This window comes from Sphingomonas sp. Leaf33, from assembly GCF_001421785.1.
GTDB lineage: Bacteria > Pseudomonadota > Alphaproteobacteria > Sphingomonadales > Sphingomonadaceae > Sphingomonas.
Window position 1 is genome coordinate 1,411,153 of the sequence record NZ_LMLB01000001.1, and the last position, 17,737, is coordinate 1,428,889.

At 68.1% G+C, this 17,737-nt stretch carries 15 protein-coding genes; 11 read left to right on the forward strand and 4 right to left on the reverse strand.

Annotated features, from left to right (window positions below):
- The first annotated feature begins 33 nt into the window (after positions 1 to 33).
- The 10 genes from ASE86_RS07000 (at position 34) to ASE86_RS07045 (ending at position 13,218) form a co-directional block, all read left to right on the forward strand.
- Positions 34 to 660 (forward strand): XrtA/PEP-CTERM system exopolysaccharide export protein, encoded by a 627-nt coding sequence (locus tag ASE86_RS07000; protein WP_414881276.1) that lies wholly within the window; start codon positions 34 to 36, stop codon positions 658 to 660.
- Entirely contained in the window at positions 660 to 2,195 is a 1,536-nt protein-coding gene (locus ASE86_RS07005; RefSeq protein WP_056423984.1) for an XrtA system polysaccharide chain length determinant, read from the forward strand. The genes ASE86_RS07000 and ASE86_RS07005 overlap by 1 nt, the downstream gene beginning before the upstream one ends.
- 10 nt (positions 2,196 to 2,205) lie before the next feature.
- Positions 2,206 to 3,126 carry a hypothetical protein gene (locus tag ASE86_RS07010; RefSeq protein ID WP_056423986.1) on the forward strand — a complete coding sequence of 307 codons (921 nt, stop codon included), beginning with the start codon at positions 2,206 to 2,208 and terminating at the stop codon, positions 3,124 to 3,126.
- Positions 3,123 to 4,763, forward strand: a complete 1,641-nt coding sequence (locus ASE86_RS07015; protein ID WP_056423988.1) for a hypothetical protein — start codon at positions 3,123 to 3,125, stop codon at positions 4,761 to 4,763. Before ASE86_RS07010 ends, ASE86_RS07015 begins: the two co-directional genes overlap by 4 nt.
- Before the next feature lie 26 nt (positions 4,764 to 4,789).
- Positions 4,790 to 6,445, forward strand: coding sequence for an ExeA family protein (locus ASE86_RS16665; protein WP_321162981.1), 1,656 nt, complete (start codon positions 4,790 to 4,792; stop codon positions 6,443 to 6,445).
- Between the two features lie 196 nt (positions 6,446 to 6,641).
- Entirely contained in the window at positions 6,642 to 7,484 is an 843-nt protein-coding gene (locus tag ASE86_RS07025) for an XrtA system polysaccharide deacetylase (protein WP_056423991.1), read from the forward strand.
- A gap of 2 nt (positions 7,485 to 7,486) precedes the next feature.
- Entirely contained in the window at positions 7,487 to 8,533 is a 1,047-nt protein-coding gene (locus ASE86_RS07030) for a FemAB family XrtA/PEP-CTERM system-associated protein (protein WP_056423992.1), read from the forward strand.
- On the forward strand, positions 8,533 to 9,816 hold the full coding sequence (locus ASE86_RS07035) for a TIGR03087 family PEP-CTERM/XrtA system glycosyltransferase (RefSeq protein WP_082441739.1): 1,284 nt from the start codon (positions 8,533 to 8,535) through the stop codon (positions 9,814 to 9,816). Before ASE86_RS07030 ends, ASE86_RS07035 begins: the two co-directional genes overlap by 1 nt.
- Complete coding sequence (gene xrtA, locus ASE86_RS07040) at positions 9,813 to 11,333, forward strand: exosortase A (RefSeq protein ID WP_082441740.1); 1,521 nt, start codon at positions 9,813 to 9,815, stop codon at positions 11,331 to 11,333. Before ASE86_RS07035 ends, xrtA begins: the two co-directional genes overlap by 4 nt.
- Before the next feature lie 4 nt (positions 11,334 to 11,337).
- Positions 11,338 to 13,218: an XrtA/PEP-CTERM system amidotransferase gene (locus ASE86_RS07045; RefSeq protein WP_056423995.1), complete on the forward strand. Its 1,881-nt coding sequence runs from the start codon at positions 11,338 to 11,340 to the stop codon at positions 13,216 to 13,218.
- A 131-nt stretch (positions 13,219 to 13,349) separates the two neighbouring features.
- Here the strand turns inward: ASE86_RS07045 and ASE86_RS07050 are convergent, their stop codons facing one another.
- The 4 genes from ASE86_RS07050 to ASE86_RS07065 form a co-directional block, all read right to left on the reverse strand.
- Entirely contained in the window at positions 13,350 to 13,532 is a 183-nt protein-coding gene (locus tag ASE86_RS07050; protein WP_056423997.1) for a hypothetical protein, read from the reverse strand.
- Complete coding sequence (locus tag ASE86_RS07055; RefSeq protein WP_056423999.1) at positions 13,525 to 13,956, reverse strand: MAPEG family protein; 432 nt, start codon at positions 13,954 to 13,956, stop codon at positions 13,525 to 13,527. Before ASE86_RS07055 ends, ASE86_RS07050 begins: the two co-directional genes overlap by 8 nt.
- A gap of 188 nt (positions 13,957 to 14,144) precedes the next feature.
- A complete protein-coding gene (locus tag ASE86_RS07060; protein WP_056424001.1) occupies positions 14,145 to 15,224 on the reverse strand; it encodes a 1,9-bis(guanidino)-5-aza-nonane synthase in 1,080 nt (359 codons plus the stop codon).
- A 110-nt stretch (positions 15,225 to 15,334) separates the two neighbouring features.
- Complete coding sequence (locus ASE86_RS07065; RefSeq protein ID WP_056424002.1) at positions 15,335 to 16,564, reverse strand: type III PLP-dependent enzyme; 1,230 nt, start codon at positions 16,562 to 16,564, stop codon at positions 15,335 to 15,337.
- 163 nt (positions 16,565 to 16,727) lie between these two features.
- On the opposite strand from ASE86_RS07065, the gene ASE86_RS07070 reads away from it, so the two are divergent.
- Positions 16,728 to 17,696: a threonine/serine dehydratase gene (locus ASE86_RS07070; protein WP_235524011.1), complete on the forward strand. Its 969-nt coding sequence runs from the start codon at positions 16,728 to 16,730 to the stop codon at positions 17,694 to 17,696.
- Positions 17,697 to 17,737: the final 41 nt, after the last annotated feature.

Consider the following 17,737-nt stretch of genomic DNA (forward strand, 5'->3'; position numbering starts at 1 on the left):
ACGGAGATGGGTCAGATGCGTTCGCGTGGTTCGATGAAGGTCATTCTGGGGGCAGGCGCGGCGTCGCTGCTGCTCACCGCGTGCGGCGGATCGGGTGGTCGTCCCGAACTGCCGCCGGCTGCCTTCGTCGCGACGAAGGAGGGGCCGGGCGAGGAATATGTCATCGGCCCGCTCGACCAGTTGCAGATATTCGTCTGGCGCAACCCGGAACTGACCGCCGACGTGCAGGTCCGCCCCGATGGCCGCATCACCGTGCCGCTGGTGACCGACATGCCCGCGGTCGGCAAGACGCCGACGATGCTGGCCGACGACCTGAAGCTGGCGCTGGGCGAATATATCAAGGACCCGATCGTCAGCGTCATCGTCAAGAATTTCGCCGGCACCTTCAGCCAGCAGGTCCGCGTCGTCGGCGCGACCGAAAAGCCCGCGTCGATCCCGTACCGCGCGAACATGACGCTGCTCGACGCGATGATCGCGGTCGGTGGCCTGAACCAGTTCGCCGCCGGCAACCGTGCGCGCCTGGTCCGCTTCGACAAGGCGACCGGCAAGCAGAAGGAATATGCGGTCAAGCTCGGCAGCCTGCTGAAGAACGGCGATTCGCGCGCCAACGTCCGGCTGGAGCCGGGCGATGTCATCATCATCCCGCAGAGCATGTTCTGATGGGCAGCGGCCTGTTCGACGAACTGCGTGCCGCGCTCCATGCGGTGTGGACGCGCCGCTGGGTGGCGCTGGCCGTCGCGTGGGGCATCTGCCTGGCCGGCTGGCTGGTCGTGTCGCAGATCCCCAACCAGTATGAATCGCGCGCGCGCGTCTTCGTCCAGCTGCGCAACGTGCTGCCGACGCAGAACGGCGCCACCCAGGCGGAGCAGACCAAGGCGGTCGATCGTATCCGCCAGACGCTGACATCGGCGGTCAATCTGCAAAAGGTCGTCCGCGGCACCGACATGGCGCAGACCGTGTCGAGCGACCGCGACATCGCCGACCGCGTGGCGGGCCTGCAAAAGGCGATCAAGATCACCTCGACCCAGGACAATCTGTTCGAGATTTCGGTCGTGATCGCCAATGCCGGTGCGTCCGACGCGGCGAACGCCAAGCTTGCGCGCCAGATCGTGCAGAAGCTGATCGACATCTTCGTCGAGGACAATCTGTCGAGCAATCGCGACGAGACGTCGCAGTCGCTTGCCTTCCTCGACAACCAGCTCGCCGCCCGCCAGCGTCAGTTGCAGGATGCGGAGGCGAAGCGCGCCGATTTCCAGACCAAGTTCCTGGGCTCGCTGCCCGGCACCGGCACGCTCGACGATCGCATGTCGCAGGCGCGTACTCAGCTGGCACAGATCGACAGCGACCTGGCCGCCGCGCAGTCGAGCCTGGCTGCGGTCAACGGCCAGATGGCCGGCACGACGCCCTCGATCGCCGGTGCCGCCGGCGCCGCTGGTCCGGCGCGCGCACGGTTGCAGGCCATTCAGGGCCAGATCGCAGAAGGGCGTGGGCGCGGCTGGACCGACAATCACCCGGACATGATCGCGCTGCGCACGCAGCTCGCCATCGCGACCGCCGCAGCGCGTGGCGAGCCGACCGGGGCGGGCGACGGCGGCAGCCCGAACCCGCTCTACCTGTCGCTGAAGTCGATGCAGGCCGACAAGGCCGCGCAGGTTGCAGCGCTGACCGAGCGCCGCAACCAGATCACGCGCGACCTCAACACCTTCGATGCAAAGGTCGCCCAGTCGCCCGGCGCCGCCGCGCAACAGGCCGCGATCGACCGCGATTACCAGGTGCTGAAGGATCAGTATAACCAGTTGCTCGCCGACCGCGAACAGACCTCGCTCCGCAATCAGGTCCAAACCCAGACCGACGCGGTGAAGTTCAACGTCGTCGATCCGCCGACGTCTCCCCGCGCGCCGATCGCGCCCAACCGCCCGCTGTTCCTGACCGGCGTGCTGATCCTGGGCCTGTGCGGCGGCATCGGCGCGGCGTGGGCGCTGTCGCAGCTGCGCACGACGTTCGCGACCGCCAGCCGGCTGGAAAAGGCCAGCGGAATGCCGATCCTGGGGTCGATCGGGGAAACCGTTTCCGCCGCGCAGGTCGCGCTGCGCCGCCGTCGCCTGCGTCTGTTCGCGGGTGGAGCGGGCGCCCTTGCCGCCGCCTGGGCGCTGTTGCTCGGGCTCGAATTCTTCCAGCGCGGCATGATTGCCTGAGGCCGATCCCATGAACGACGCCACTCCCCACCGCCTGACCGGCAGCCTGGTCGAACGCGCCGCCCACCTTTGGGACCTGGCGCCGCCGCCGCTTGCTTACGAGGGGCCGCCGGCGCCTCGCGTCGCGCCCGAGACAACGCCGTTCGGTGCGGTAAGCGAGCCTGCCGCAGCGCCGATCCCGCGCGCGCGGCACCGCCGCGGAACGCCGGTTGCGATCGACCGCGCACGTCTGCGCCAGCACGGGCTGATCGTTCCCGGCACCGCGATCACCGCGCTGGCCGAGGAGTTCCGGCTGGTGAAGCGCAATCTGCTGAACACCGCGCGCACCCTGACCGATGACGCGGTCGCCCGATCGATCCTGATCTGTTCGGCGCGTCCCGACGAAGGCAAGACGTTCTGCGCGATCAACCTGGCGCTGTCGCTCGCGGCCGAACGCGATGTCGAGGTGCTGCTGGTCGATGCCGATTTCGCCAAGCCCGACGTGTTCGACACGCTGGGCGTGACGAGCGAGGCGCCCGGCCTGCTCGACGCCATCGCCGACCCGTTCGTCGATGTGGAAAGCGGCATCGTCGACACCGACGTGCCAAACCTGACGCTGCTGGGGGCAGGCAGACGATCGAACGACGACACCGAACTGCTCGCCAGTGCGCGCGCGGCCGAGGTGCTGCGCGCCCTGACGATCGCCAACCCGGACCGCATTGTCATCTTCGACTCGCCCCCCGCGCTCGCCGCGTCGCCCGCCGCCGTGCTCGCACAGCACGTCGGCCAGACGATGCTGGTCGTTCGCGCAGACCGGACCAGCGAAAGCGACCTGCGCGAAGCGGTGACGCTGCTCGGCGCGTGCGACCACATCGGCCTCGTGCTCAATTCGGTCGTCTTCCAGCCCGGCGGACGGCGCTTCGGCTATTATGGCCAGGAGGCTGCGGAATGATCCGCCTTCGTACCCTTTTGCTGACGAGCGCGGTGACCGCCGCGACCCTCGCCACTCCCGCCGCCGCGCAGCGCGCCAGTCGCCAGATCACGCCCTATGTCGAGGTCGCGCAGGTCCTGACCGCAGATCTGGACGGGCCGGGTGACGTGCTGACCTATACCCAGCTGTCGGCCGGGATCGACGCGTCGGTCCAGACGCAGCGCGTGGCGGTGCAGGTCAGCTACCGCTACGACCACCGCATCGACTGGCAGGATCCGGTCACGCAGGGCAACGTCCACTCGGGCCTGGCGCGCGCGTCGGTTCAGCTGTCGCCGGCGCTCAGCATCGAAGGCGGCGCGCTCGCCGCCCGGGCCCGCGACGACATCCGCGGTGCCGCACCGGGCTTTGCCGGCAATTCGCGCAACATCAGCCAGCTCTATTCGGCCTATGCCGGGCCGACGCTGGTCACGCATCTCGACCAGACGACGATCAATGCCGCCTATCGCTTCGGCTATACTAAGGTCGAGGCGCCCGGGTTCGACTTCGCCGCGCCCGGCCAGGCGGTGCTCGACAATTACGATTCGTCGACCAACCACATGGCGACGGCGTCGATCGGGACGCGCGCGGGCACCTACCTGCCGATCGGCCTGACGCTGAGCGGCGCGTGGGAGCGCGAGGACATCAGCCAGCTCGACCAGCGCTACGACGGCAAGTTCGGTCGCGTCGATGCCGTGCTGCCGGTCACGCCGACCGTCGCGCTGACCGCGGGCGTGGGGTATGAGAACATCCGCATCAGCGCGCGCGATGCCCGCGTCGATACCGTGACCGGCGCACCGGTCATCGATAACAACGGCCGCTTCGTCACCGACGAGACATCGCCGCGCCGGCTGGCATACGAGACCGACGGCCTGTTCTGGGATGCCGGCGTGATCTGGCGGCCGAGCGAGCGCACCACGCTCCAAGGCCGCGTCGGCCGCCGCTACGACACCGTGAGCTATACCGGATCGTTCAGCTGGGCCGTGTCGCAGCGCACCGGCATCAACATCGGCGTGTACGACAGCATCGACAGCGTCGGTCGCGGCCTCAGCGACACATTGTCCTCGCTGCCGACCAGCTTCGTCAGCCAGCCCGATCCGTTCGGCGACCAGTATAGCGGCTGCGTGTTCGGTGACGGGCAGGGGCAGGGCGGCATGGCCGGCGTGCAGGCGGCGGGCAATTGCCTGACGCCGCTGCTGGGTGCGCTGACCACCGCCAGCTTCCGCTCGCGCGGCATCGTCGGCGTCGTGTCGACCGTGTCGGGTCCGTGGTCGTTGGGCGTCGGGGCCGGTTACGCCAACCGCAGCTTCCTGGTCCCCAACCGCGGCCCGGCGGCCGTCCTGCGCGGGGTGAAGGACGACATGTACTTCGCCCAGGTGAACGCCGGCCGATCGTTCGGTCCGCGATCCGCGCTGACCGCGGACGCCTATGTCACCTATTTCGACAGCGGCTTGGGCGGTGCGCCCAACGTGCTCGGGGCAGGCGCCAACACCAGCTATTCCTACACCTTCGGCCGGCTGGGCGCGATCGCGTCGCTGGGCGTCTATGCGTTCGACCAGGACAACATCGGCTCCGACGTGTCCGGTCAGGCCTTGCTCGGCCTGCGCTACTCGCTGCGCTGATCCCGATTCCACGCCCCAAGAGAGGCATGACCACGATGTACGAAGATCATTACGGGCTGACCGGTCGCCCCTTCCAATTGACGCCCGACCCGCGTTTTTGGTTCGATACCGCGACGCACAAGAAGGCGATGGCGTACCTCGGCTACGGCCTGAGCCAGGGCGAGGGCTTCATCGTCATCACCGGCGACATCGGCGCGGGCAAGACCACGCTGGTCGGCCATCTGACCGACACGATTGACGCCGACCGGCTGAACGTCATCAAGATCGTCTCCACCCAGATCGTCGCCGACGACCTGCTGCGCACGGTCTGCGCAGGCCTCGGCGTCGATGCCGACGGCATGACCAAGGCGGCGATGCTGGCGAGCATCGAGCGCGGCCTGCACGCCACGGCGCGCGGCGGGCGCCGCACGCTGCTGATCGTCGATGAAGCGCAGGCTCTGCCGGTCGACAGCCTGGAGGAGCTGCGGATGCTCTCCAACTTCCAGGCCGGCGGCCATGCGATGTTGCAGATATTCCTGCTCGGTCAGCCCGAGTTCCGCGACAAGCTGGCCGCGGATGGCCTCGACCAGCTGCGCCAGCGCGTCATCGCGATGCATCACCTGGGCCCGATGGAGGCCGACGAACTCGAAGGCTATCTGATCCACCGCCTGAGCATCTGCGGCTGGACCGGCACGCCGCGGTTCAGGACGGATGCGCTGGCGACGATCTACGCCTGGTCGGGCGGCATCCCGCGCCGGATCAACAACCTGGTCAGCCGCGTACTGCTCTACGGCGCGATGGAGGGGATCGATACCTTCTCGGCTGCTCATGTCCACGCCGTCACCGACGACCTGGCGGTCGATGGGATGCGGGGCGCGGTGGCACCCGCGCCCGTTCGGATTGAGACGCCCGAGCCCGAGTTCGAGCCGCCGGTCGATGCCGTAGCCGAGCTTGAGTTGGAGCCTGAGCCTGAGCCTGAACTCAAGCCTGAGCCTGCCCTCGTGCCCGAGCCTGCCCTCGCGCCCGAGCCGGAAATCTCTGTGAAAACGATCGAGGAAGAGCCTACCCCGGCACCGCGCCGGATCCAGGTCGAGACAACGGCCGGCGACGATACGCCCCTGCCGATCGCCGCCGACGACACCTTCGCGCCGGTCGACGAAGCACCCTTGGCGATCGCCGAGGATACACCCGTCGCGCGGACCGCGCCGGAACCGGTCGAGGACACGCCGATGCCGCCTGCCGCGACCGTGCGCGACGAACCGATCGCGATGCGTCCCGTCGAGATCAGCAGCGCCCCGCGCCTGTTCGATCCCGTCAAGCTGCGCGGTCGCCGCTCGATCCTGGCCCCGGTCGACGCCGCGCCGGATGTCCCGGCCGAACCCGTCGTCGATACGACACCTGAGCCGGAGCCCGCGCACGACCCCGAACCCACGCCCATGCCGGACGCGATCGTCATGGAATGGCCGATCCGCTCGCCCGAGCCTGAGCTTGCCGCCAATCCGGCGTCCGAGCCGGCTGCCGGATCGGAGCCTGAGGCGGTACCGGCGCCCGTCGCCGACCTCGACCTCGCGCGCCGGCTGGCCGCGATCGACAAGCGGATGGAGGAACAGGACGAGGCCCTGCGCCGGATGCTGACGCTGATGGTCGACTGGATGGAAGCCGGCCGCGGTGACAGCGGCGAAGTGCGCGGGCGGGCGGGTTAACGCCGAACGTTCGCGCTTCAGTACGAGGCCTTACCCCCTCCGTTCGCCCTGAGCCTGTCGAAGGGCTGCCCTTCTTCGTGCCGCGAGCCGTTGCGTCTGCGTAGGGCAGGGCTTCGACGAGCTCAGCCCGAACGCGTTGGTTTAGCATCGCCCGACACTGACGACTTCGTAAGATATCCCCGATAGGCTGACCCCCATGCAAAACGCCCTGTCCGTCGATGTCGAGGAATGGTTCCAGGTCGGCGCCTTCGAAACCACGATCGACCGTGCCGACTGGGACGGTCTGGAGTCGCGGGTTGCCGACAATACCGCGCGCGTGCTCGACCTGTTCGGTGAGGCAGGCGTCAAGGCGACCTTCTTCACGCTCGGCTGGGTCGCCGAGCGGCACGGCGCGCTGATGCGGCGGATCGCGGGCGAAGGGCATGAGCTCGCCAGCCACGGCTACGATCACGCCCGCGTGTTCACCTTCACGCCCGAGCAGTTCCGCGCCGATCTGCGCCGATCGCGCGCGGCACTGGAGGATGCCGGCGGCGTCGGCGTGATCGGATACCGCGCGCCGAGCTTCTCGATCGATCCGCGCAGTCCCTGGGCCCACAAGATTCTGGCCGAGGAAGGGTACACCTACTCCTCCAGCGTCGCGCCGATCGCGCACGATCATTATGGCTGGACGGAGTCGCCCACCGTCGCGCACCGGCCGGTCGCGGGGAACGATTTCATCGAGCTGCCGATCTCCACCATGCGCGTCGCCGGGCGCAGCGTGACAACCGGTGGCGGCTTCTTTCGCCTGTTGCCGAATGTCGTGACCGACCGCGCGGTGACGGCGCTCAACGCCGACGCCGGGCGGCCGGGCATCTTCTATTTTCACCCGTGGGAGATCGATCCCGGCCAGCCGCGCGTCGCGGACGCGCCGCTAAAGTCGAAGCTGCGGCACTACGCCCGCCTGGGCGCGATGGCGGGCAAGCTGCGCCAGTTGATCCGCCGCCACGACTGGGGCCGCGTCGATCACGTCGTGGCGCGCGAAGCGGAGCGGTTGCAGTGACGATGCCGTTGCTCGCCAGGCCCGTCGCGATCCGCCGCGCGTCCGCGGGAGATGCCGCGCGCATCGCCGCCTATGTTGCCGGGCACCCCGACGGCACGCCGTTCCACCTCGCCGAATGGAGCGCCGCGGTCGCCAAAGGCTGTGGCCAGCAGGACCGCTATCTGGTCGCCGAAGGCGCGGACGGTGCGATTGCCGGCGTCCTGCCGCTGACGCTTGTCAGGTCCCGCCTGTTCGGCACCGCCCTCGTCTCCGCCGGTTTCGGCGTCGATGGCGGCGTGCTGGCCGACGACCACTCCACTGCGAGCGTGCTGGCCGAGGATGCCTGGCGCATCGCGCAGGCCGAGGGCGCCACCTCGCTCGAACTGCGCGGCGGTCTGGCTATCCAGGGTTTCCACACCAACACCGACAGCTATCTCGGCTTCGTCCGCGATCTGGCGGCCGACGATGCCGCGCAACTGACCGCGATCCCGCGCAAGCAGCGCGCCGAAGTCCGCAAGTCGTTCGACAAGGGCCTGGTCGTCGCCGTCGATGATGATCGCGCCGCGCACTACCGCGTCTATGCCGAATCGGTCCGTAACCTCGGCACGCCGGTCTTCCCCAAAGCGCTGTTCGCCGCCGTGCTCGATGCGTTCGGCGATGCGGCCGATATCCTGACCGTCCGCCACGAGAGCGTACCCGTCGCCAGCGTGCTTAGCCTTTACTGGCGCGGCACGGTCTATCCTTACTGGGGCGGCGGCACCGAAGCCGCGCGCGGCCTGCGCGCGAACGACGCGATGTATTATGCGCTGATGAACCACGCGCGGGCGCGCGGGTGCACGCAGTTCGATTTCGGCCGGTCGAAGGTCGGCACAGGCGCCGCGGCGTTCAAGCGCAACTGGGGGTTCGAGGGGCGACCGCTCGCCTATCACGTCCGCACCGCTGACGGCGCGGCGCCGCGCAGCGTCAATCCGCTCGACCCGAAGTACGCGCGCAAGATCGCGATGTGGAAGAAATTGCCGCTGCCGGTCGCCAATCTGATCGGGCCCTGGCTGTCGCGCGGGTTGGGGTGATGGACATCCTGTTCCTCGCCCACCGCGTGCCGTTCCCGCCCGACCGCGGGGACAAGATCCGCGCGTATAACGTGCTTAAATATCTGAGCGCGCGGACGAACGTCCATCTGGTCGCCTTCGCCGACGACCCGCGCGACCTCGAAACCCCCGATCTCTGCGCCAGCCAGCACATCGTGCCCCGCACCAAGTCGAAGCCGCGCGCCGCCGTCGAGGCCTTGGTAACGGGGCGATCGGTGTCGGAAGCCGCCTTCGCCGACGCGCAATTCCAGGCGGCGGTCGATCACGTGCTGGCAACGCATCCGATCGACGCCGTCTACGTCTTTTCCAGCGCGATGGCGCAATATCTGCCCGTCGATCTGCCCGCGCGGACGGTCATGGATTTCTGCGACGTCGATTCGGTGAAGTTCGGCGAATATGCCCGCGGTGCCGGTTTTCCGCAGCGCTGGCTGTTCCGGCGCGAGGAGCGGCTGCTCGGCCGGTTCGATCGCGCGGTGGCCGCGCACGTCGATGCCAGCCTGTTCGTCAGCGACGCGGAAGCCGCGCTGTTCCGCTCGATCGGTGGCCGGGGCGACATCCGCGTGATCGAAAACGGCATCGACACGGTAAAGTTCGACCCCGCCGCCGAATTCACGTCCGTCGATCCCGGCGCCCCGCTGATCGTCTTCACTGGACAGATGGACTACGCCCCGAACGTCGAGGCGGTGCGCTGGTTCGTGAGCGACATCCTGCCGGCGATCCGACAAGCCACCTTCGCCATCGTCGGCCGCGCGCCGACGCCGGAAGTGCAGGCGCTGGCCAGCGAGCGGGTGATCGTGACCGCCGAAGTCGCCGACGTCCGCGGCTGGCTGGCGGCGGCGAGCGTCGCGGTGGCGCCCTTGCGGATCGCGCGCGGCATCCAGAACAAGGTCCTCGAAGCGATGGCGATGGCGCGGCCGGTGGTCGTGTCCGACGCCGCGGCGGAAGGGATCGACCATGCCGGCACGCTGCGCACGGCCGGCGATGCTGCTGAGTTTGCGCGCGAGATATCCGGGCTGATCGCCGATCCTGCGGCCGGCGCCGCATTAGGTAAGGCGGCGCGGCGGCAGGTTCAGGCGCGCTACGGCTGGGACGCGCGGCTGGCGGGGTTGGACGCGCTAATCGACCTACCCAAGCCCGTTCGGGCTGAGCCTGTCGACGCCCTGCCCTTGTTGAACCCGGCGCGAGCCGAACAAGGACAGCACTTCGACAAGCTCAGTGCGAATGGGGAGCAGGTGGTCGACGTTCGTGAGGCTCGGTCAGCATGACCATCGCCATCCCGCACGAGACCTTTATTACCGACCGCTGGCGCACTCCACTGGCCACCCTCGCCGGCGTCTGGGCGGCGCTTCTCGTCATCTTCAGCCGCGATGTGGGCGACCTCGCGCAGATCTACTGGAATTCGACGACCTTCGGGCATTGCCTGTTCGTCCTGCCGGTCGTCGGCTGGCTGATCTGGCAGCGTCGCGCCGAAGTTGCCCGTTTGAGCCCCGCCGCATGGTGGCCCGCGCTCGCTCTTGTCGGAGCCGGGGCGGGGGGCTGGTTCCTGGGCGACATCGCCGGGATCGCGCTGTTCCGGCACATCGGTCTCGTGCTGATGCTCCAGGGCGCCGTCGCCGCGCTGCTTGGGCCGCAGGTCGGCCGCGCGCTGCTCTTCCCGCTCGCCTACCTGCTTTTTCTTGTCCCCTTCGGCGAATCGCTCGACGCGCCGCTCCAGGTCGTCACCCGCGATATCGCGGTCCCGCTGCTCCACCTGTTCGGCGTGCCCGCGACGACCGATGGCGTGCTCATCACCACGCCGACCGGCTGGTTCGAGGTTGCGGAGGCGTGCTCGGGCGCGAAGTTCGTCATCGCGATGATCGCGTACGGCGCACTCGTCGCCAACGTCTGCTACGTCTCCTGGGCGCGCCGGGCGGCCTTCTTCGCCATGGCGATGGTCGTGCCGGTGCTGGCCAACGGCGCGCGTGCGTTTGGGACTATCTATGCCGCGCATCTGACGTCGGTCGAGGCCGCAACCGGCTTCGACCATATCGTCTATGGATGGGTGTTCTTCGCGCTCGTCATGGCGGGCGTACTGGCGATCGGTTGGCGCTGGTTGGACCGCGATCCTGATGCCGCCTGGGTCGATATCGACCGCATCGCCACGACCCCGTTTCGTTCTGTGCACGGCGGCATCGTCGGCGGCATGGCCATCGCCATCGCCGCGCTGGCTTACCTGATCGGCGCCGTCGTCATTTCGCGCACCGACGCGCTGCCTGCGCAACTCTTCCTGCCCGACGTGCCCGGCTGGAGCCGCGTCGGCATCGACAGCCGCGCGCTGTGGCAACCGAGCTATCCCACCGCCGACCACCGTTTGTATGCGCGCTACGCCGATCCGACCGGCCATGTCGTCGATGTCGCGGTGGCGGTCTATGCCGGCCAGCGCGAGGGACATGAACTCGTCGCCTTCGGCCAGGGCGTGCTCGCCGAAAACGACCGTTGGGTAAAGGTCATGGACGAAGCGCCCCTCGAAAACGGCCGGGTCGAGCGGATTACCACATCTGGTGCAGTGGAACGGCTGGTCGGAACTTGGTACCGCGTCGGCGATATGGTTACCGCGAGCGACAATCAGGTGAAGATGCAGACGCTGAAGGCGAAGCTCTTGGGTGGACGACAGGCAGGTGTGGCGCTGCACGTGTCGGCCGTGAAGGGCCGCGGTGCGGATGCGCGTGGGTCGATCGCCGCCTTCGTGGCCGCCGCGGGCTCGCCGGCCAGGATCGCCGACACCATCCTGTCGGGGCGCTGAGCGGATGTGCGGCATCGCGGGGATTTTCTACCCCGGCACCCCGAAACCGGTCGATTCCGCACGCATCGTCGCGATGACCGACGCGCAGGCGCACCGCGGGCCGGATGGGGCGGGGGTATGGACCGGCAGCGGCGTCGGGCTCGGCCATCGGCGCCTGTCGATCATCGATGTCGCCGGATCGCCGCAGCCGATGCAGGCGGGCGCGCTTACCATCACGTACAACGGCGAGGTCTATAATTTCGCCGAACTGCGGACCGAGCTGGAGACGAAGGGCGCGCGGTTCGTCACGTCGGGCGATACCGAGGTCCTGCTCCACGGCTGGCGCGCGTGGGGCACGGGACTGCTCGACCGGCTGGTCGGCATGTTCGCCTTCGCCATCCATGATGCCGGCGCCAACACGCTGACTTTGGTCCGCGATCGGTTGGGCGTGAAGCCGCTCCATTACGTCGAACTGAGCGATGGTGCCGTGGCGTTCGCGTCGGAACTCAAGGGCTTGCTGGCGCATCCTCTTGTCCGGCGTGAGGTCGATGTTCGCGCGGTCGAGGACTTCATGGCGCTCGGCTATGTCCCTGACCATGCCTGCATCGTCGCTGGCGTGAAGAAACTTCCCGCTGCCGGCCTGCTCCAGCTCGAACGTGGGCGTCCGGTCCCGGTCCCGCGCCGCTGGTGGGACATCGACTTTTCGCAGCGCGCCAAGGGCTCGGTAAAGGACCTCGAGGCCGAGATGATCGACCGCCTGCGCGCGTCGGTACGCAGCCGGATGGTCGCCGACGTGCCGCTGGGGGCGTTCCTATCGGGCGGGGTCGACAGCTCCGCCGTCGTCGCGCTGATGGCGGAAACGAGCCCGCGCGCGGTCAAGACGCTGTCGATCGGCTTCGATGAGGCCGGGCATGACGAAAGCGCCTACGCCCGCGCGGTTGCCGACCGCTTCGCCACCGATCACCGGACGCGCACCGTCGCGGCGGATGACTTCGCACTGATCGACACGCTGGTCGCGGCGTTCGACGAACCCTTCGCCGATGCTTCCGCGCTCGCCACCTACCGGGTGTGCGAACTGGCGCGCGAGAGCGTAACGGTCGCGCTGTCGGGCGACGGCGCGGACGAGGCGTTCGCCGGCTACCGCCGCTATCGCTTCCACGCCGCGGAAGAGGGTGTCCGCGGCCTGTTGCCCGGCCACCTGCGCCAAAAGGTCTTCGGCACGCTCGGCCGGCTCTATCCGAAGGCCGACTGGGCACCGCGACCGCTGCGGGCGAAGTCCACGCTGCTGGCGCTCGCGGACGACGGCGCCACGGCGTACGCCCGCGCGGTCGGAGTGACGACGCCGGCAACGCGCGACCGTCTCTACGGCGATGCGTTCCGCCGCAGTCTGGGCGGCCACCGCGGCGAGGATGCGATGATCGCGACGATGCGGGGTGCGCCGGCGCGCTCGGGCCTGGACGCCGCGCAATATGCCGACATCCATCACTGGCTGCCCGGCGACATCCTGACCAAGGTCGACCGCACGTCGATGGCGGTCAGCCTAGAAGCGCGTGAGCCGCTGCTCGATCACCGCCTGCTCGAATTCGCCGCGACCCTGCCGGAGCGGATGCGTATTCAGGGCGGTCAGGGCAAGTGGCTGATGAAGAAGGCGCTGGAGCCGTGGTTGCCCAACGACGTGCTGTACCGGCCGAAGATGGGCTTCGTGACGCCGGTCAGCGCGTGGTTCCGCCGCGAGCTTGCGGGCGAGGCGGCGGCATTGAGCAAGTCGCCGGTGCTGGGCGCTTGGTTCGACCGCACGGCGCTCGACCGGCTGGCCGACGATCACCGCGCCGGGCGCGCCGAGCATGGCCGGACCTTGTGGCAACTGGTGATGCTCGACCGCAGCGTGCGGCGGATGTTCACCTAAATCCTCCCCGGCACGGGGAGGGGGCCGCCGCCGCAGGCGGTGGTGGAGGGGGTGGGCCTAAATCGTCTCGCTTGCGGTGAGCCCCCTCCGTCACGCTGCGCGTGCCACCTCCCCGTCCCGGGGAGGATTTCTCAGCGCAGCTTGGCGATCGACAACCCGTCCGCCTTCGCGCGATCCTTCACCGATTCCTCGCTGCGAGTGAGCGCCTTGGCGATCGCTTTCAGCGCCATGCCTTTTTTCGCCAGCGTGTGGAGCTTTTGAAGCTCCGCTGCGGTCCACGGCTGCTTGTGCCGCTCGAATACGTCCTTAGCCATGGAAGACAGCCATAGCGGCATGGAGCGTCAGCGCCATCAGGCACAGCGTCGAGGCGACGAACAGGTAAAAGCGTACGCCGACCTTGTTGACCGTCGCCTGGAAGAGCGAATGGACGATCCGCAAGGCCACATAGCCCCACGCGAGCCACGCATTGAAACCGTTGCCGGTGCCCGTCAGCGCGATGACGATCGCCACCGCGTAGAAGATCGTCGGTTGCTCCATCAGGTGGTTGTAATTGTGCGCCGGCCAGTTCGCCTTTGGCGGCAGCACGCGATCGGCGTCCCCGGTCTTGCTGCCGGTCAGCTTGCCGATGTCGATTCCCGCGGCCTTCAGCGCGGGCAGGCGGATGGCGAGCATCCAGGCCCACATGACCAGCGTCCAGGCGATAAGGACGACGACGGGTTTCAGAATATCCTGATGCATCAAAAAGCCTCCCCCCGGATGGTTCGGGGGGAGGCTGCATCAATTGGTTGCCGTGTGCAACCGGAGGCAGTCACGGGAGTAAATTCCGTGAGCCTGCCCCGGCGAAGGCCGGGGTCGAACGCGGGCCGTGGCCCGCACCGGCCGGCCTATCGCGGTCTCACGACTAGCTTGCGCTAGTCGTGTGCCGCTCAGGCGAACAGCTTCGCCCAACCCCGCTTCGCCCGGTCCTTCCAGTGCCCGCGGTGGTAGGCGTCCGACGCCAGCAGCGGCATGACCGAGCCGGCTTCGGCGAACACCATCTGCTCGATGCCCGTGTTCACCTTGCCCCACGACGCCGCTTCCTGCAGCGTCGAGGACGAACACGCCCCGTCACGTACGTCGGCGACGGTGATCTGCACCGCATACTTGTGCACCTCGACGTCCTCGTGGCCCAGGATCTCGGCGCAGACGACGGTGTCCTGGATGAAGTTCTTCGGCACACCGCCGCCGATCATCAGCAGGCCGGTGGTGCCCGCCTGGATCTTGATTTCCGTCAGCTCGCGGAAGTCGGCGATCGCGTCGAGCACCATGTACGGCTGGCCCGCCTTGGCGCGATCGACCTGATGCTTGACCAGGCCGAAGCCCGCGGACGAGTCCACGAACGCCGGGCAGAAGATCGGCACGTCATGCTCGTAGGCGAGCTTGACGAGGCTGTTGTCCTTCTTGCCGTGCTCGACGAGGTACTTGCCCATCTCGCGGATGAACGCGCGGCTCGAATAGGGCTTGGCTTCCAGCGTCTCGGCGATCTCGAAGATCGTGTGGTCGACGTTCTGGAGCGCTTCCTCGTCGATATACGTGTCGTAGATACGGTCGATGTAGAGCGAGCGCAGCGTGTCGTCGTCAGGAATTTCAAGCGCCTGGTAGTGCTTGTGGCCAAGGCCTTCGAAGAAATCCATGTCGACGATGGTCGCGCCGGTGGCGACGATCAGGTCGACCATGTTGTTGCGGACGAGTTCGGCATAGAGGTCCATGCAGCCGCCCGCGCTGGTCGATCCGGCGATGACCAGACAGACCGTGCAGTCCTTGTCGGCCAACATGTCGTTGTAGATCTTGGTCGCGCGGCCCAAGTCGCGGCTGGTGAAGCTCATGTCCGCCATCGCATCGACGATCGGGCGCGCGTCGAAGCTGGTGATGTCGATGTGCTTGACCTGTTTCGACAGCAGTTCGGCCTTGCGGGTGTCGTTGATCGGCGCGTTGGCCGCCGCGGTCTTGGTCAGGGTGTCGGTCATGGGAACTCCCATAGTCTTGGCCGGCGTCGTTATGAGGGGACGCGGAAACCCGTTTGGCTGGCGAGGCTTGTTTCCAAGCCTCGCCGCCGAATTGTTCTGACGATTGCGCGTTACAGCGTGACGACGTTCGACGCGACCGTGCGCTCCACCTCGACATACAGCGACGCCATCGGCTCGTCCGCCACGGCCACCGTCTGGTCCGACCCGAAGCCGTTGAACGCGGTGCGCATGGCCGAGCCGTACGCGCCGAGCATGCCGACCTCGATATAGTCGCCCGCGCGGATGTCCGCCGGCAGCAGGAACGGGCCGGTCATGTGGTCCAGATCGTCGCAGGTCGGGCCATAGAAGCTGAACGGCATGTCTCGGGCGTTGCTGTCCGGTTCGCGCAGCAGGCGGACCGGGAAGCGCCAGCCGATGTGCGCGGCGTCGAACAGCGCGCCATATGCGCCGTCGTTGATGTACAGTTCGTCGCCGCGGCGCTTTTCGACGCGCACGATGATCGAGCTGTATTCGGCACACAGCGCACGGCCGGGTTCAGCCCACAGTTCGGCCGAATAGCTGATCGGCAGCGATTCGAACGCGCGATGGATGGTCTCGAAATACCGCTCCAGCGCGACCGGCTCCATGCCCGGGTAGACGCTGGGGAAGCCGCCGCCCACGTCGATCACGTCGACCGTCACCGCCGCTTCGACGATGGCCGCGCGGACGCGCTCCATCGCCTGGGCATAGGCGTCCGGCGACATCGCCTGCGAGCCCACGTGGAAGCAGATGCCGAGCGCGTCGGCCGCCTGGCGGGCAGCGAACAGCAGCGCCTTCGCCTCGTCCGGCATGACACCGAACTTCGACGCGAGGCTGAGCTTCGACAGGTCCGACGACACGCGGATGCGGACGCACAGGGTAAGATCGGCCGCAGCCACGCCGTCCCGCGAGGTGGCCTCGACGATCTTGTCGAGCTCTTCCATCGAATCGAGCGAGAAGACGCGGACGCCGTGCTCGAAATAGGCCTGATGGATCGCTTCCTCGGCCTTGACCGGGTGCATGAAGCACAGGGTCGCGTCCGGCAGCGTCCGGGCGACCAGCCGCACCTCACCCAGCGACGCGACGTCGTAATGGGTGATGCCGCTGTCCCACAGGATCTGGAGCAGGTCGGGGGAAGGGTTCGCCTTTACCGCATACATCGACCGGCCCGGGAACTTCTCGACGAAGAAGCGGGCGGCACGGGCAGCGGCATGCGGACGCACGAGCGTGACCGGTTGGACCGGCTTGCCCTTTGCAATCTCGTTGGCGTTCGGAACGAGGGTCGGGGCGGCTAGCCCCAGCGCGCGATTTTCCTGGTGCAACTCAAGGGACCTCCAATGCCAGGACTTCTGGTCCCGGACTTTCAGTGACGAAAACACTGCCTTGCGGTGGAAGTCCCATGGGGCAGCGGAGGCGGGCAAATAGGGTCGTCTAACGGCTGTGTAAAGTGTTTCGTTGCGTGGCATTTTCCGGCAGGGATGAAGCGTGACGATCGTGCGACAACCCACCCGCGCCGGCGTGCGCGATGCCGCGGCCAAGATGGCCGAGCTGCTGCCCCCGACACCGCTGCTGCGCGCCGACATCCGGGGCGTGGAACTGGCCTTCAAGGCCGAGTCGCTGCAACCGATCGGGGCGTTCAAGATTCGCGGCGCTTGGCACCGGCTGACCGCGGTGGACGAGGAGTCGCGGCGACGGGGCGTCGTCGCCTTTTCGTCCGGCAATCATGCGCAGGGCGTCGCCTGGGCTGCGCGCGAATTGGGCATGCCCGCGGTCATCGTGATGCCTGACGACGCGCCGAAGGTGAAGCGCGACTCGACGCTGGCGCTCGGCGCCGAGGTCGTCGGCTGCAACCGTTTTACCGACAGCCGCGAAAAGATCGCCGCGCATCTGGCCCACGCGCGCGGCGCGGTGCTGGTGCCCAGTTTCGATGACGCCTGGGTGATCGAGGGGCAGGGCAGCGCCGGAATCGAGGCGGAGGATCAGTTCGACGAGATCGACTGGGGCCCGGTCGAGCATGTCGTCAGCCCATGCGGCGGTGGCGGCCTGTCGGCGGGCCTCGCGCTTGCCCTGCCCGAAGCGACGATCACCGTCGTCGAACCCGAGGGCTGGGACGACATGCGCCGCAGCCTGGAGGCGGGCTGGATCGAGGAAGTGCCCGCCGACGCGCCGTTCACGTCGTGCGATTCGCTTCAGACGAGGCGGGTGTCGCCGCTGACCTTCGACGTGCTGTCCCGCCGCGGCGCGACCGGCGTGGCGGTTACCGAAGCCGAAATCCGCACAGCGCAGCGCTGGGCGGCGGCGAAGCTGCGGCTGGTCGTCGAACCGGGCGGCGCGGTGGCCATTGCCGCGCTGCTGGCGGGCAGGGTCGAGCCGCGGGAGAACATGCTGGTGCTGGTGTCGGGCGGGAATGCCGACCCGGCGGCCTATGCGGCGGTGCTGAGCGGGACGGACTAGGCTGGCCGGTGCTCCCGCGGAGGCGGGAGCCCAGGGTTTTC